The sequence below is a fragment of the Propionivibrio pelophilus DSM 12018 genome (assembly GCF_059569095.1).
The window spans coordinates 220,475-236,830 of the sequence record NZ_JCANUT010000002.1 but is presented as its reverse complement, the minus strand read 5'-3'; the positions used below and the strand labels follow the sequence as shown (position 1 = coordinate 236,830).

Annotated in this window: 12 protein-coding genes; 8 read left to right on the top strand and 4 right to left on the bottom strand. The window is 61.6% G+C overall.

What is annotated here, in order from left to right; all coding sequences use genetic code 11:
• Window position 1 precedes the first annotated feature (1 nt).
• From dapE to dapC, 4 genes are read right to left on the bottom strand one after another with little or no spacing between them, the layout of a single operon-like run.
• Window positions 2-1,135 (bottom strand): succinyl-diaminopimelate desuccinylase, encoded by a 1,134-nt coding sequence (gene dapE, locus BO74_RS02415; RefSeq protein WP_496439734.1) that lies wholly within the window; start codon window positions 1,133-1,135, stop codon window positions 2-4.
• On the bottom strand, window positions 1,125-2,324 hold the full coding sequence (locus tag BO74_RS02410) for a PilT/PilU family type 4a pilus ATPase (RefSeq protein WP_496439733.1): 1,200 nt from the start codon (window positions 2,322-2,324) through the stop codon (window positions 1,125-1,127). The genes dapE and BO74_RS02410 overlap by 11 nt, the downstream gene beginning before the upstream one ends.
• A 32-nt stretch (window positions 2,325-2,356) precedes the next feature.
• Entirely contained in the window at window positions 2,357-3,178 is an 822-nt protein-coding gene (dapD, locus tag BO74_RS02405) for a 2,3,4,5-tetrahydropyridine-2,6-dicarboxylate N-succinyltransferase (protein WP_496439731.1), read from the bottom strand.
• A 10-nt stretch (window positions 3,179-3,188) separates the two neighbouring features.
• A complete protein-coding gene (dapC, locus tag BO74_RS02400) occupies window positions 3,189-4,397 on the bottom strand; it encodes a succinyldiaminopimelate transaminase (RefSeq protein ID WP_496439729.1) in 1,209 nt (402 codons plus the stop codon).
• Window positions 4,398-4,474: 77 nt separating this feature from the next.
• On the opposite strand from dapC, the gene BO74_RS02395 reads away from it, so the two are divergent.
• The 8 genes from BO74_RS02395 (at window position 4,475) to BO74_RS02360 (ending at window position 16,291) form a co-directional block, all read left to right on the top strand.
• Window positions 4,475-5,407 carry a DMT family transporter gene (locus tag BO74_RS02395; RefSeq protein ID WP_496439728.1) on the top strand — a complete coding sequence of 311 codons (933 nt, stop codon included), beginning with the start codon at window positions 4,475-4,477 and terminating at the stop codon, window positions 5,405-5,407.
• Between the two features lie 32 nt (window positions 5,408-5,439).
• On the top strand, window positions 5,440-6,198 hold the full coding sequence (locus BO74_RS02390; RefSeq protein WP_496439727.1) for an SDR family oxidoreductase: 759 nt from the start codon (window positions 5,440-5,442) through the stop codon (window positions 6,196-6,198).
• A 21-nt stretch (window positions 6,199-6,219) separates the two neighbouring features.
• A complete protein-coding gene (locus BO74_RS02385) occupies window positions 6,220-7,209 on the top strand; it encodes a gluconeogenesis factor YvcK family protein (RefSeq protein WP_496439726.1) in 990 nt (329 codons plus the stop codon).
• A 46-nt stretch (window positions 7,210-7,255) separates the two neighbouring features.
• Window positions 7,256-7,657: a DUF423 domain-containing protein gene (locus BO74_RS02380; protein WP_496439724.1), complete on the top strand. Its 402-nt coding sequence runs from the start codon at window positions 7,256-7,258 to the stop codon at window positions 7,655-7,657.
• A 39-nt stretch (window positions 7,658-7,696) separates the two neighbouring features.
• Window positions 7,697-11,080, top strand: coding sequence for a DUF748 domain-containing protein (locus BO74_RS02375; protein WP_496439723.1), 3,384 nt, complete (start codon window positions 7,697-7,699; stop codon window positions 11,078-11,080).
• Window positions 11,081-11,089: 9 nt separating this feature from the next.
• Window positions 11,090-12,436, top strand: a complete 1,347-nt coding sequence (locus BO74_RS02370; RefSeq protein WP_496439721.1) for a DNA recombination protein RmuC — start codon at window positions 11,090-11,092, stop codon at window positions 12,434-12,436.
• Window positions 12,437-12,520: 84 nt separating this feature from the next.
• A complete protein-coding gene (locus tag BO74_RS02365; protein WP_496439720.1) occupies window positions 12,521-13,120 on the top strand; it encodes a response regulator transcription factor in 600 nt (199 codons plus the stop codon).
• A gap of 18 nt (window positions 13,121-13,138) precedes the next feature.
• Window positions 13,139-16,291 (top strand): PAS domain-containing hybrid sensor histidine kinase/response regulator, encoded by a 3,153-nt coding sequence (locus tag BO74_RS02360; RefSeq protein WP_496439719.1) that lies wholly within the window; start codon window positions 13,139-13,141, stop codon window positions 16,289-16,291.
• Window positions 16,292-16,356: the final 65 nt, after the last annotated feature.

The following is a 16,356-nucleotide window of genomic DNA, read 5'->3' as shown; positions in this document are numbered from 1 at the left end:
TTCAGGTAAGAAGCTTTTCAAGAATGCGCCGGTAGATGGCGGCAAGTTTGGGGAGTGCGGCGATTTCGACGCACTCGTCGATTTTGTGGATGCTGGCGTTGACCGGGCCGATCTCGATGACCTGCGGGCAGATTTCGGCGATGAAGCGACCGTCCGAGGTGCCGCCGGTGGTCGAGAGTTCGGTTTCGATGCCTAGTTCTTCGCCGATGGCTTCCCGCGAGGCGTCGATCAGTTCGCCGCTCCCGGTCAGGAAAGGTTTGGCGCCGAGTGTCCAGCGAATGTCGTAATCAAGGCCGTGACGATTTAGGATGTCGCACAGGCGCTTCTGCAGGCTTTCCGGCGAGCTGGCGGTGGAGAAGCGGAAATTGAAGAGTATGTCGATGTGTCCGGGAATGACATTGGTGGCGCCGGTTCCACCATGGATGTTCGAAATCTGCCAGGTCGTCGGCGGGAAAAAGTCGTTGCCTTCGTCCCAGACCGTTGTTGCGAGTTCGGCGATGGCCGGCGCGGACAGATGGACCGGATTCTTCGCCAGGTGCGGATAGGCGATATGTCCCTGAATGCCCTTGACGGTGAGCGCGCCGGAGAGCGAGCCGCGGCGCCCATTCTTTACCGTGTCGCCCACGCGGGAGACCGAGGTGGGTTCGCCGACCAGACAGTAATCGATCGTCTCGCCACGGGCCCGCAGCGCTTCGACGACGGCTGTCGTGCCGTCGATGGCGTCGCCTTCCTCGTCGGAGGTAAGAAGCAGGGCGATCGATCCGCGATGCGTGGGATGTGCGGCGACGAAGGCTTCGAGCGCGGTGACGAAGGCGGCGATCGAGCCTTTCATGTCGGCTGCGCCACGTCCGTAGAGGAAGCCGTCGCGTTGCGTCGGCGTAAACGGCGGACTCTGCCAGCGGTCGGTTGGCCCGGGCGGAACAACGTCGGTATGACCGGCGAAACAGAATACGGGGCCGGAGTCGCCGCGGCGCGCCCAGAGATTGGTCACGCCGCCACGATTGATGTACTCGCAGCGAAATCCGAGGACTTGCAGGCGTGTCTCGACGATGGGCATGCAACCCGCGTCATCGGAGGTGATCGACGGGCGGGCAATCAGTTGTTCGGCGAGGGCGAGAACGGGGTCAGTGGGCATCTGTCGTTTCGGTTTCGGGCGTTTCGTCCAGGCTCAGGGAAAACTCCTTGAACGAGGTGCCATTGCCGTTGATGTCGGAAAAATCGAGCGGCAATTCCGAAGCTTGCTCCGTTTTATCTCCGGGAGCGCCGATTTGCGAATTATTGATCAGCCAGGAGAGATTCGTCGGCGAATCGGCGTTGGCCAGGGCTTCATCCAGCGTGATGGTGCCGTCGCGATACAAGCGGTAGAGGTCTTGCTCGAAGGTCTGCGAGCCGGGCGCCAGGCTTTGCTCCATGGCGTCCTTGATTGCCTGCACCTCGCCGCGTTCGATCAGCTCCTGAATGTGGCGGGTGTTCAGCAGTACTTCGGCCGTCGGCAGTCGCCGACCGTCGGGGCGCTTGACGAGGCGTTGAGAGACGATCGCCTTGAGGCTCGCCGAGAGGTCGAGATAGAGCGCCGTGCGGCTCTCCAGGGGGAAAAAGTTGATGATGCGGTTGAGTGCGTGGTAGCTGTTGTTGGCGTGAAGTGTCGCCATGCACAGGTGGCCGGTTTGCGCGTAGGCGATGGCTGCCTGCATCGTTTCCTTGTCGCGGATTTCGCCGATCAGAATGCAGTCCGGCGCCTGACGCATGGCGTTCTTCAGTGCATGTTCCCAACCGAGGGTGTCCATGCCCAGTTCGCGCTGGTTGACGATCGATTTCTTGTGCTTGAAGAGGAACTCGATCGGATCCTCGATGGTGAGAATGTGCCCGGTCCGGTTGGCGTTCCGATGGTCGAGCATCGAGGCGATGGTCGTCGACTTGCCCGACCCGGTGGCGCCAACGATCAGGATCAGCCCGCGCTTTTCCATCACCAGCTCGGCGAGGATTTCCGGCAGCTCCAGCGTGTTAAGCGGCGGGATGTTGCCGAGAATGAATCGGATGACAATGGAGATCGAGCCGCGCTGGCGGAACAGGTTGATCCGGAAATTGCCGACATTCGGGACGCCGAAGGAGAGGTTCATCTCCATCGTCGCCTCGAACGTTCGTTGCTGGTCCGGCGTCATCAGTTCGTGCGCGATCTTTTCGATCATCGCCGGGTCCATTACCTGCTGATTGACCGGGATGGTGTTGCCCTGGATCTTGATATGAATTGGAATTCCGGCGGCGATGAACAGATCGGATGCCTGTTTCTCAGACATCAGTTGAAATAGTTTGTCCAGGATCATGCTGTCTCCACCGGAAAAAAGCAGCTTTTCGATCAGTCGCCGCGCAGCAGGTCGTTGATGCTGGTCTTGGCGCGGGTCTTGGCGTCGACCTTCTTGACGATCACTGCACAGTAGAGGCTGTAGCTGCCGTCTTTCGAGGGTAGGTTGCCGGAAACGACAACCGATCCGGGCGGGATGCGGCCGTAGGTGACTTCGCCCGTTTCGCGGTCGAAGATCTTGGTCGATTGGCCGATATAGACGCCCATCGAAATCACCGAGCCTTCGCCGACGATGACGCCTTCGACGACCTCGGAGCGCGCGCCGATGAAGCAGTTGTCCTCGATGATCGTCGGGTTGGCCTGCAGCGGTTCCAGCACGCCACCGATGCCGACGCCGCCCGAGAGGTGAACGTTCTTGCCGATCTGCGCGCAGGAGCCGACCGTCGCCCAGGTGTCGACCATCGTGCCTTCATCGACGTAGGCGCCGATGTTGACGTAGGAGGGCATCAGGACCACGTTCTTGCCGATGAAGCTGCCGCGCCGGGCGGTTGCCGGCGGAACGACGCGGAAGCCGCCGCGGCGGAACTGTTCCGTGTCGTACTGGGCGAACTTGGTCGGCACCTTGTCGAAATAGCGCATCGGGCCATTGTCCAGCAGCACGTTGTCTTCCAGGCGGAAGGAAAGCAGGACGGCCTTCTTGATCCACTGGTGGGTGACCCATTCACCGTCGATCTTCTCGGCGACGCGCAGCGTTCCTGTATCGAGTTCCGCCAGCACCCTGGCGACGGCTTCGCCGACATTGGCCGGGGCGCTTCCCGGCTGCAAGCTGGTACGGTTTTCCCAGGCGTCTTCGATGATCTGTTGGAATTGCTGCATTTTTCTGTTCCTAAAGGGTTGAAACGAACTGTTGAATCCGGCCGGCCGCCTCGACGCATTTTTCAAGCGGGGCGACCAGAGCGATGCGGACGAAGTTGGCGCCAGGATTGACCCCATGGGCTTCGCGCGCCAGGAAACTGCCCGGCAGGACGAAGACATTATAGTCAGCCGCCAGGCGCCGGGCGAAATCGGTCTCCGGGATCCGTGTCCTGGCCCACAGGTAGAAACTGGCGTCGGGCATGGCGGTTTGCAGCACGCCGGACAGCATGGGGGTCACAGTTTCGAATTTCTGCCGATATTGCTCGCGGTTGGCAACGACGTGCGCTTCGTCCTTCCACGCGGCGATACTGGCGGCCTGGATCGCCGGATTCATCGCCCCGCCGTGATACGTCCGGTAGAGCAGGTAGGATTTGAGCACGGCGGCGTCGCCGGCGACGAATCCCGAGCGCATGCCCGGAACGTTGGAGCGTTTGGACAGGCTGGAGAACATCACCATGCGCTCGAAGCCGCGGCCGAGCAGTTTGGCGGCCTGGAGTCCTCCTAGCGGCGGATTGGCCTCGTCGAAATAGATCTCCGAGTAACACTCGTCCGAAGCGATGATGAAGCCGTACTTGTCCGAGAGGGCGAATATTTTTTTCCAGTCGTCGAGGTTAAGTACCTTGCCTGTCGGGTTTGCTGGTGAGCAGACGTTCAGCAGCTGGACCCGGCGCCATTCTTCGTCGCTCAAGCTGTCGTAATCGAAGGCGAAGCCGCTCTCAGGGAGCGTGTTCAGAAAACGCGTGTCGGCCCCGGCCAGGTACGCAGCGCCTTCGTAGATCTGGTAGAACGGGTTGGGATTGACGACCAGCGGCACGTAGCCCCGCGATGGATCGATGACCGTCTGGGCGAAGGAAAACAGCGCCTCGCGCGAACCGTTGACCGGAATGATCTCGGTGTCCGGATTGACGCCCTCCAGCCCGTAACGGGTAGCCATCCAGTCGGCAATGGCTCGCCGCAAGGCCGGTTGGCCGAGCGTTGTAGGATAATTCGCCAGTCCGCCGAGCGCCGCGGTCAGCGCATCCTTGATGAATTGCGGCGTTTTATGCTGCGGCTCGCCGATCGACAGCTTGATTTCCGGCAAGCCCGGATTCGGCGTAACGCCGGCGAGCAGCCGGCTGAATTTTTCGAACGGATAGGTCTGCAGCTTGCTGAGGTGGGGATTTACGGGCGTCGGATTCACGGGCGCGTTTCGATCGTCGATGGTAAAGCGGCGATTATAGAGGACTTCCCGAGCGCTGTTACGGAGGAAAAAAGGGCGTGCAAGAAAGCGAAGGGACCATCCATAGGGGCGACTGCAGTGGTGGCGACGCTTCCGTTTCCCAGGCGACTGCCGTCGTTTCGCTGTTGGCGGGCGCGCTGGTCTGGGGAGTCATCTGGTATCCGTACCGCTTTTTGCGCGACAACGGCGTCGACGGGGTAATGGCGTCGACGCTGACCTACGCCGTGGCGTTCCTGCTCGGCGCTTTCCTGTTTCGCCGCGCATTGCGCTCATGGACCTGCGTCCGCAGCAGCGCCTTGCGGCTCCTGATTCTGGCGGTTTCTGCGGGAGGTGCCAATCTCGGCTACTTGCTGGCGACGCTGCATGGCGAAGTGGTGCGGGTGCTGCTGCTCTTCTATCTTGCGCCGCTGTGGACCGTCTTGCTCTCGCGAGTGATTCTCGGCGAACGGCTGACTCGCATCGGTGCGCTCGTCATCGGCCTGACGCTCACCGGGGCCGCGACCATCCTCTGGCATCCGGCCGTCGGTTGGCCGTTGCCGCGCGATATTGCCGACTGGCTGGGGCTTGGCGCCGGGTTTTCGTTCGCTCTGTTCAATGTGTACTCACGGCGCGCGCGCGACGTTCCGGTCGAGGTCAAGTCGATGGTGGCCTTTTCCGGCGTCGTTCTGGTCGGCGCGGGTATCCTGATGGTTTCTCGGTCACCGGCGCCAGTGGCTTCGGTTCCGGTTTGGGGACTGTTGATGCTGCTGGGACTGGTTCTTGTGATCATCAACGTGGTCGCGCAATACGGATTGTCAAATCTGCCGGCCAATCGTGCCATCGTCATCATGCTTATGGAAGTCGCGATTGCCGCATTGGCAGCCTGGTTGCTGGCCGGCGAATCCTTCGGCTGGCGGGAGGCGTTTGGCGGGATGATGATCATAGCCGCCAGCGTGTTTTCTGCGAAAATGGCATCCGACGAATGTGAATAAACCGTCTTTCGACGGATTGAGAGAATCAGTTCATGCAAGCAAACGAGAAAGTTGTCCTGATAACCGGCGCGTCGCGCGGAATCGGCAAGGCTGTTGCCGAGGGATTCATCGATGCGGGATACCGGGTCGTGCTGGTCGCACGTAGTGTCGAGGCGTTGCAACCGGTGGTTGAGCGTGCCGAAGCGAAGGGTGGCAAGGCTCTCGCCGTTCGTTGCGATGTAACCCAACCGGAATGCGTCGATGCCCTTTTCGGGCGCATTCGTGATGAATTCGGTCGGCTTGACGTCCTGTTCAACAATGCTGGTGTCGCGTTGCCGGCCATATCGGTCGATGAACTGACGTTCGAACAATGGAAGAATGTCCTTGATACGAACATGACCGGCGTATTCCTCTGCATGCGCGGTGCTGTCGCGTTGATGAAGCAGCAGGAACCGCGCGGCGGGCGCATCATCAACAACGGTTCGATTTCTGCCTATGCGCCGCGGCCGTTCAGTGTTCCCTATACTTCCACCAAGCATGGCGTGCTCGGGATGAGCCGCTCGCTGGCGCTGGAAGGCAGGAATTTCGACATCGCCTGCAGCCAGATCGATATCGGCAATGCGGCGACCGAGATGGCCATTCCGATGGCCAACGGGTGCCTGCAGGCGAACGGCTCGGTAGCGCCCGAGCCGTTGCTTGACCTGCGTCATGTGGTCGACGCGGTGCTGTTCATGGCCAGTCTGCCCTTGCAGGCCAATATTCCGAACCTGACCATCATGCCGACCGCCATGCCCTTCGTCGGCCGGGGTTGAGCGGCATCGCTACATCAAATCATGCGCAAACAACTTTCCGAAGCGAAGTGCAACATCACCACGATCGGTGGTGGCACGGGAACCTTCAACGTGTTGTCCGGCCTGGGGCGGAACCGGCAGTTGAATCTGGCGGCCATCGTCTCGGTGGCGGATTCCGGCGGTTCTACCGGCGAGTTGCGGGACGAGTTCGGCATCCTGCCGCCAGGTGACGTGCGCCGGGCGATCGTGGCGCTGGCGGACGATACCGAAGTAGTGCGTCGGCTGTTCGAATACCGCTTCAAGGAGGGAAAGCGCATTGCCGGGCACACGGTGGGCAATCTCTTGTTAACGGCACTGACGGACATCGTGGGCGATTTCGAGCGGGGCATCGAGGAGCTCGCGGACATGTTCGACGTGCACGGCAAGGTCATTCCCGTCACGCTCGATAATGTCAGCCTGGGTGTGACGCTGGAAAACGGCGAGCAGATCGTCGGCGAAACGCATATCGACGTGCCGCGGCACGACACGACCATCCCGATCCGCGATGCCTTCCTGCTCGGTGGCGGGTGCCTCAACCCGCGCGCGCGCGAGGCGATCGAGAATTCCGACTACGTGATCATCGGGCCGGGTGATCTGTACACCAGTATCATTCCCAACCTGCTGTGCCAGGGCATGGTCGAGGCGTTGCGCAATACCAGCGCCAGGATCATCTACGTCTGCAACATCATGACCAAGCATGGCGAAACCGATGGGTTCGGCGTCGAGGATTTTGTGCGGGTGCTTGAGCACTATCTGGGTGAGGGGGCGATCGATTATCTGCTGGTGAACAACGGCGAACTGCGCAGCAGTCTGGTGCGGAAGTACGAGGAAGAGGGCAAGATCCCGGTGCGCCTGCACGACAGGCAATCGCTGGTACAGAAAGGCATCAAGATCATCGAGCGCGATTTCACCAGCGAGACCGATTACATTCGCCACGATCCGCACAAGCTATCGCGCACCATCGAGGATTTCGCCAGCGGCTGGATTCGTTAGCCAGCTTTTCCGGCAAGCAGAAAACAGAAAAGGGGAGAGAGCGGCGATGTCGGTGACAGAAATGGCGGATTCGGGCAGGGCGATGCGGGTGATCGCTGCGCTGTTCGGTTTCGCGGCCGTTGCGTTGGGCGCGTTCGGCGCGCATGCCTTGCGCGGGACATTGTCCTCGCTGGGAACCCTTGAAGCCTGGATGACGGGGTCGGTTTACCACCTGGTGCACGCCGCGGTTCTGACGTGTATTGCCTTGGCGTATCCAAGAGCGCGGATCAGCTTCTGGCTGTTCGTGGCCGGCATCGGGTTGTTCTGCGGATCGTTGTACGTCTACGCTGTAACTGGATTGAAGCCGCTAGCGATGCTTGCCCCAATGGGAGGCGCCTGTCTGCTGGCGGGTTGGATGGCGTTGGCTTTGGGATCCGTCGGGCGCGGGAGCACATCTTCCCCGCCGTGACGAATTCATCGGGTTCCCTCTTGATTACTGAGGAATGACATGATCGAAAAAAACAAACTTCAGTCGGCCCTGAAATCACCAAAAACGAAGCGATACGGCTTGCGCCTGTTCATGGCGGTCGCCCTGTTCAGCGTGGTCGGGTTCTTCGTGCTCCCGCCGATCGTCAAGCACGTTGCGGTGAGCAAAATGAGCGAGATGCTGCACCGGCCGGTCGCGATAAAAAGCATCAGCATCAATCCCTATGCCTTGTCGCTGAACGTGGAAGGGCTGGAAGTCAAGGAACGGGAAGGAAGCGAGACCTTCGCCGGGTTCGATAGCCTCTACGTCAATCTGCAGGCTGCGTCGCTGTTCCGCTGGGGACCGGTGGTCAACGAAATAAAGCTCGTCAATCCGACATTCCGGGTGGTACGGGCTGAAGCGGATCGCTTCAACTTTTCCGACCTGGTCGACGAGTTTGCCTCGAAGCGGAACGACGAGCCGAAGGCTGAAGTATCCGGCCCGATGCCGGCGTTTTCCCTCAACAATATCCAGATTTCGGGTGGCAAGTTCGAGTTCGACGACCGTGTCGTCAATGAGAAGCACGTGGTCAACGAAATCACCCTGATGCTGCCGTTTGTATCCAGCATGGCCTATGCAACGGATATCTTCGTTGAGCCGCATTTCTCGGCGACGATCAACGGGGCGCCGCTGGCGCTGACCGGGAAGAGCAAGCCGTTCGCCGACACGCGCGAGAGCGAATTCGTGCTGGCACTGGATAACCTGCAGTTGCCGAAATACTTCGATTATTCGCCGGTCCGATTGCCGGTGAAGATGGAATCCGGAACGCTGGATACCGATTTGACACTGGCGTTCCAAGAGGAACCGGGGAACGTTCCGAAGCTGTTGCTGTCGGGCGCGGCTACCGTCAAGAACCTGCGGGTCGTGGAATCGTCTGGAACGCCGTTGGTCGCCTTCGGCCAACTCGACGTGGCGGTGGGGGCGGCGGACCTTTTCGGCGGCAAGTTCGCCATCGAGAAGATTGCGGTGGATGCACCGGAGATCGTCGCCCGAGTCAGTCGCGAAGGCGGAATCAACTGGCTCGATCTGTTGCCGAAATCGTCCCCGGCCGGCGGAAAGGAAAAGAACAAGGCGTCACCGGCGCCAACTGAAGTCGCATGGTCGGTTGGCGAGGTGAAAATCGGCAGTGGCGTACTGCACTGGGTCGATGACTCCAATCCACGCAATTTCCGCGCCGACGTCAAGGCAATCAACGCCGTGCTCAGGAAACTCGACAGCCAAGGGAGCGAAGCCGATTTCGAGGCGGCATGGTCTGTTGAAGGCGGTGACTCGCTGAAAGTCGAGGCTTTCTCGCTCAAGGACGGCACGCTGGCTCTCGGCAAGCGCCAGGTGCGCATCGGCGAAGCGCGAATCAAGGGCGGACGCGGCCTGATCAAGCGTCTGGCCGGCGGGCGGATCGAATGGATCGAGCCGCCGGCGTTGCGCGTAAAAAAAGCAGCGGCGAAGGACCCTGCCGCCCCCTGGCGGGTGGATGTCGCCAAGTATGTCGGCGAAGACATCAACGTGCGTTTCGAGGATGCCGCCGTATCCCCGAAGACCGTTCACGTCGTCGAGGGACTGGAGTTCGAGTTGGCGAATCTTTCCACCGAACCGGCGCAGGCAGCGCAGGTCAAGGCGGGCTTCCAACTCAACCGCAAAGGCAAGGTGGCGGTGGACGGCGCCGTGGTGCCCATGCCGCTCGATGCCAAGCTGAATCTCGACCTCAAGTCCGTCGAGTTGTTGCCGCTGCAGCCGTACTTTTCCGAGAAATTGAACATCGATATCACGCGGGGGCTGGTGACTGCCAAAGGCAACGTCCAACTGCGCCTTGCCGAAACCGGTAAGGCAAAGGGCGATGCCGGGATGAAGGGCGGATTTGCCGGGCAAGTCACCATCGGTGATTTCCAGGCGGTCGACAAGCTGAACTCGGCCGATTTTCTGCGCTGGAAGTCGCTGCACCTCGGCAAGATCGATGTGCGCCTCGGTCCGGAATCGGTATCGGTGGGGGATATCGCGCTGGCCGATTTCTTCGCCCGGGTGATCGTCAGTCCCGAGGGCAAGCTCAATCTGCTGCAGATCGTGCGCCAGGAGGAAAAAAAGGCTGAAGGGGGGGCTCCGGAGCCAGTCGTCGAGTCGTCGGAGGGAAAAGCAACGGCGCCTGTCGCGGCCGAAAGCGGACCGGTGTTGCCGGTGAAGATCGGAAAAATTACCCTGCAAGGCGGCAACGTCCGCTTTACCGATAACTTCATCAAGCCCAATTATTCGGCCAATTTGCGCGAGATCGGCGGCAGCGTCACCGGACTTTCATCGGAGGTCGGCAGCCAGGCCAAGCTGGAATTGCGTGGCAATTACGACAATGTCGCGCCGCTCTCCATCGCCGCACAGATCAACCCGCTGTCGGAAAAACCGTATCTCGACCTGCAGGCGGACGTGAAGGGCATCGAACTGACCGCGCTATCGGCCTATTCCGGCAAGTACGCCGGTTACGCGATCGACAAGGGCAAGCTGTCACTGTTCGTGAAATACAAGATCGAAAACGACCAGCTCGAAGCCGAGAACCGGGTTTTCCTTGATCAGCTGACCTTCGGCGACGCTGTGGAAAGTGCCGAGGCTACCTCGCTGCCGGTCAAGCTGGCGGTGTCGCTGCTGAAAAACCGGGCCGGGGAGATCGACATCAACCTGCCGATTTCCGGCTCGCTCAACGATCCGGAATTCAGCGTCGGCGGATTGATCGTCAAAGTCATCGTCAATCTGCTCGGCAAGGCGCTGACCTCGCCGTTTGCTCTGATCGGCTCGATGTTCGGTGGTGGCGAGGAGCTGTCGACGGTGGAATTCGATACGGGCCGTGCGACGCTGTCGCCTGAGGGCGTCAAGCGGCTTGAGATTCTGGCGAAGGCGCTGGTCGACCGCCCTGAACTGAAGCTCGAAATCGAAGGGAAATACGATCCTGAACAGGATCCCGAAGGACTCAAGCAGGCGCGCATCGATCGCAAGGTTCGGGCGGCGAAGCGCGAGGAGCTGACACGGAAGAACGTCGAGAGCGGGGCAGCCGAGACGGTCGAAGTGTCGTCGCAGGAATATCCGGCGCTGCTCGAACGCGTCTATCGCGAGGAAAAATTCCCGAAACCGCGCAACGCCATCGGGATGCTCAAGAGCCTGCCGGTGGAGGAGATGGAAAAGCTGATGCTGGCCAATTCGACGGTCAATGACGACGACCTGCGTGCGTTGGCGGATCGCCGCTCGAAGGCCGTGCGCGACTGGCTGGTGGGGCACGAGGTGCCGGTGGAGCGAGTCTTCCTGCTGCCGAGCAAGGCGGCGACCAAGGAAGAAACAACCAACGGCGAGAAAAAGATTGCCGCCAGCCGTGTCGACTTTTCGCTGAAATAGAAAGGAAATATGGAGAACCTCGGGGTGTATGTGTCGCTGGGCGTTGGTCTGGTCATTCTGGCAGTACAGCTTTTCGTTTTGCAGCGTCTCGGGCGATGGGGCGTTTCGCTCGAACCGCAGTTCCGATCACTGGAAAGCGCCCTGGAACGCACGGAACGCGAGTTGCGCGACGAGATGGCGCGCGGGCGCCAGGAAGCCGCCAGCAGCGCACGAGGAGATCGCGAGGAACAGGCGCAGTCGATCGATCGACTGGCGAAGACGCTGGCCGCGCAGGTCGGGCATCTGTCGTCGCTACAAGCGCAGCAACTGGAAGCCTTCGCCCAACAGTTGGGCCGCCTGACCCAGAGTAACGAGCAGCGTTTCGAGCAGTTGCGGCAGGCCGTAGAGGCGCGGCTGGGAGCGATTCAGAACGACAACGCCAGCAAGCTGGAGGAAATGCGCAAGACGGTGGACGAGAAGCTGCACGCCACCCTCGAACAGCGCCTCGGCGATTCCTTCCGGCTGGTGAGCGAACGGCTGGAACTGGTGCACAAGGGGCTGGGCGAAATGCAGACGCTTGCGGCTGGAGTAGGGGACCTGAAGAAGGTGCTGACCAACGTCAAGACACGCGGCACTTGGGGCGAAGTGCAGCTCGAAGCGCTGCTCGACCAGGTGCTGACGGCCGATCAGTACGACAAGAACGTGGCGACCCGGCCCGGCAGCAGCGAACGCGTCGAGTTCGCCATCCGCCTGCCCGGGCAGAACGATGCCGGCGCGGACAGGCGCCCGGTGTGGCTGCCGATCGATGCGAAGTTCCCGGTCGAGGACTACCAGCGCCTGATCGAGGCACAAGAGCGCGCTGACCCGGCTGCTGTGGAGACTGCAGCCAAGGCGCTGGAAACCCGGCTGCGCGACGAAGCGAAGAAGATCCGCGACAAGTACGTCGAGCCGCCCCACACCACCGACTTCGCCATCCTTTATCTGCCGACCGAGGGGCTGTACGCGGAGGCGCTGCGACGCCCCGGCCTGGCCGAGACCCTGCAGCGCGAATGCCGCGTCAGCCTGGCGGGTCCGACGACGCTGGCGGCGCTGCTCAACAGCCTGCAGATGGGCTTCCGCACGCTGGCCATCGAGAAACGCTCCTCGGAAGTCTGGGCAGTCCTCGGGGCGGTGAAGACCGAGTTCGGCAAGTTTGGCGAAGCGCTCGAATCGACGCGCAAGAAGCTCGAGCAGGCGACCAAGAGCATCGAATCAGCCGGCGTGCGTACGCGGCAGATCGAACGCAAACTCAAGGGGGTCGAAGCCCTGCCGGTCGTTGAAGCGCAAGCCCGGCTTGGCGCGCTGGAAGAACTCGATACTGCAGATTCGGAGGCCTGATTGCGCGCATCACGCCGTTCTCTGGAGGGGCGAGATGAAGCGTGCTAGTGTCGACGCCCCTTGGTAAGCATGGAACGCGAGTCGATGTCGTCAATCCGCCCCGTCATCCACGTCGTCGACGATGACGACATCGTTCTCTGGATGTTCCGCGAACTGCTCAGGGACGTCGATGCGGAGATACGAACGTTCACCTCTGCGCAGGCCTTTCTGGACAGCTATCACCCCGTACCGTGCGAATGCCTGCTCTGCGATCTCCGGATGCCGGAGATGGACGGGCTGGCCGTCCAGAAACGCTTGCTCGAGAAGGGCAGTTTTTTGCCTGTCATCCTCGTTTCCGCTTACGCGGACGTTCCTTGCGCCGTCGAGGCGATCAAGAAAGGGGCATTCGATTTTCTCGAAAAGCCGGTCGATGGCGCGCTCCTCGTTGCCAAAGTTAGCAGTGCGCTGGCGCGTTGCCGCCAACTGCACACGGAACATCTGGAGCGGGTGACGCGCGAAGCGCGGCTGGCGCTGCTCACGCCGAAGGAGCGCGAAATCGCCGAACGTGTCGTCGCCGGAAAATCGAGCCCGCGGATCGCGCAGGAACTCGATATCAGCGTGCGCACCGTGGAGAATCACCGGGCGCGGCTGATGGAAAAGCTGCACGTCGAGTCGGTTGCCGAACTGGTCCGGATGTTCGTCTGACAGTCCGGGGTCTGCGCGATGAAGCTTTCCTACAAGGATTTTCGCCCGCGCATCCTGCTGGCGGTGCTGGCCATCGGCGTGTTGATCGCCGCCGGGAGCGCGGTGCTCGATGTGATCTGGAATACCTATCACCAGACGCTCGCCAGCCACGTGATCAGCAATCTGGAGACGATGTCGCGCGGGGCGGTGCTGTTGCAGCAGGACTCCGTCGCGCGCGTGCGCAAGATCGCCGACGAGGCGACGCACAAGGCGCTGGTCGCGCGCCTGATCGGCGACCCCGACGATCCGTCGATCCACAATGCCTTCGAGGCCTGGATCACGCCGCTGTACCAGAGCCGCGGCTTCGACGACTATTCGCTCATCTCGCCGGATGGCAAGCGCGTGATGACGGCGGGGACGCGGCCTTACATCGGCCAGCTTCCGTTGCCGTCGACGCGCGAGACGCTGCGGCGGGCCGAACTGCTGCTTGCCGGCGCGGTGACGCCGCCGATTTCGGCGAATCGCCCGTTTTCAACGCTGCTGGTCGAGAATCCGTCGGCCTACGCCTACCAGCTTTCCTGCGCGCCGGTCGACCAGAACGGCCTGCGCATGGCTTTTCTCTGCCTGCACGAGAACCCGTCGGTGCGTCTCTACCGCCTGCTGCGCGACGGCCGCCCCGGGGTGACCGGCGAAGCCTACGTGGTCGATCAGGAAGGCAACATCCTCTCGCCGATCCGTTTCGAGAAGAGCCTGGCCAGGCCGGAAGGCGCGGAACCGGGCTGGAGCCTCTTCCAGTTGCGCGCACGCGTGATCCCCAAACGCGAGGACGGGCTTCCCGATCCGGCTCTGATCAGTACGGAACCGCTGACACGCGTTGTCGAACGCCTTCTGCAATTCGACTCGTTCGATACCGGCCTGCTTTCCGACTATGAGGATTATCGCGGGCGGCGGGTCGTCGGCGCCGCACGCTGGCTTCCGGATGCCGCGCTGGGACTGGTAGTCGAGGAAGACATGGACGAGGCCTTCCGTTCCTACCATTTCGCCCGCCGCGCGCTGGTGGCGTTGATTGCGCTCGGGAGCATCCTGATTCTGGCGTTGACCGTGATCGACTGGCGTTCGCGGCGCTCGCTGGCGCGCAGCGAGCAGCGTCTGGCGGCCTTCCGGGACCACATCCCGGCGGGAATGAACATGAAGAGCGTCGACGGGCGTTATCTGATGGCCAACCCGGTCTTTGAAGCCAGTTGTCACTTTCCGCCGGGGTATGTGCTCGGCAAGACGGACGCGGAACTCTTTCCGGAGCCGGAAGCGGCCAAACTGCAGGCCGAGCACGCGGAGGTCCTGCACAACGGCCGGCCGCTGGCGCGTAACTATGCCCTGCACGAAGCGGACGGCAGCGAGAAGACCTATAGCGCCGTGCGTTTCCCGGTACTGGACGAAAAGGACGGTTCCGTGGTCGCTGTCGGTACCGTCGCCTTGGACATTTCCGAACTGATCCGGACCCAGCGCGATCTCGAAGAGTTGACGCAGACGCTGGAGAACAAGGTCGCCAAGCGTACCGAGGAACTCGCAGCCGCGCGCGATCTGGCCGAATCGGCCAGCCGGGCGAAGGCCGAGTTTCTGGCCAACATGAGCCACGAGATTCGCACGCCGCTGAACGCGATCATCGGCATGGGCTATCTGGCGGCACATGTCAACGCCGATCCGCGCGTCGGCCACTACATCAGCCGCATCCAGTCGTCGAGCCGGCACTTGCTCGGGATCGTCAACGATATTCTCGACCTCTCGAAATTTGAAGCCGGCAAGCTGCAACTCCGTCCCGCCGAGTTCTCGTTGCGCGAGACCATGGACGAAGTCGCCGACCTGGTGTCCGGGCAGGCGCAGGCCAAGGGCCTGGCATTGACGGTTGAGGTGGCGCCGGAGGTGCCGGACATCCTGATCGGCGACGTCAAGCGGATCAGCCAGATCCTGATCAACTTTGCCAACAATGCCGTGAAATTTACCGAACGCGGGCGGGTTGTTCTGCGGGTTGGCGAATGTGCGCGCGATGCGGCACAGATACGGTTGCGCTTCGACGTTGAAGACAGCGGGATCGGCATCGCCGATGAAAATATCCCCCGGTTGTTCAGCCCCTTCCAGCAGCTGGACGGTTCCATCTCGCGGCCGTTCGAGGGCTCTGGCCTGGGCCTGGCGATCAGCCGGATGCTGGCCGAACTGATGGGTGGTCGCGTGGGCGTGCATTCCCGACTCGGCACGGGGAGCGTGTTCTCGCTCGAAGTGCCCTTGCGTATCGGTGTTTCCGCCAGCTTGTCGATGCAGCCAGCGCGGCCAGTCGACGCGGCCGGCGAGGCAAAGGCGCCGGAAGCGATGGGCTGGTTGGCCGGTCGTTCGATTCTTCTGGTCGAGGACAATGCGATCAATCAGGAGGTCATGCACGATCTCCTGGAAATGTTCGGCGCCCGGGTGAGCGTTGCCGGCGATGGCCGACAGGGCATTCGTTGTCTGCAGACCGGATCGTTCGACCTGGTGCTGATGGATATCCACATGCCGGCCTTGGATGGCTTTGCGGCAACGGCGGAAATCAGGCAGGAGCCGCGTTTCGACAAACTACCGATCGTTGCCTTGACCGCCAACGCACTTGAAGGTGATCCGGAGCGTTGCCTGGCGGCGGGGATGAACGACTACCTCGCCAAGCCGATCCAGCCCGATCTGCTGTTCGCCTGTCTTAAGCGTCACCTCGATGTCCCGGAGGCGCGTAAGGAGGCGGATATCCTTCTTCCGGAAGTGGCAAGCGGTGACAGCCTGGCTCCCGGCGACGAACAGGCGTTTTCCGCCCTCTCCGCAATCCCGGGTATTGACGTCGCGCAAGCCGTTTCACGGATGATGGGCCGGCGCGATCTCTATGTTCGTCTCGCGCGTCGCCTGGTCGATGAGCGGAGCGATCTGGTTGGCCGACTGGATGCGGCGCGTCAGGATGGCGATCACGCTAGCGTGAGGGAACTCGTTCATGGCGCCAAGTCGCTGCTCGGCATGTTGGGCGCGGACGACCTGCAGCGGCGCTGCGTCGATCTGCAACGGCAATTTGCGGGAGGTGGCGTCGAGGAAGGCGAGATCGACAGCTTTGCCGTCGACCTCGCGGCGCTGCTGGCCCGGCTTGCCGAGGCCTTGCGGCCAGAGCGAGGCTCAACCGGATAATCAGCCCGCGCTGAGTAGTTTTACTCCCCTTTGGCTTTGCTCACTGAAAAGCGTTGTGCAATTCT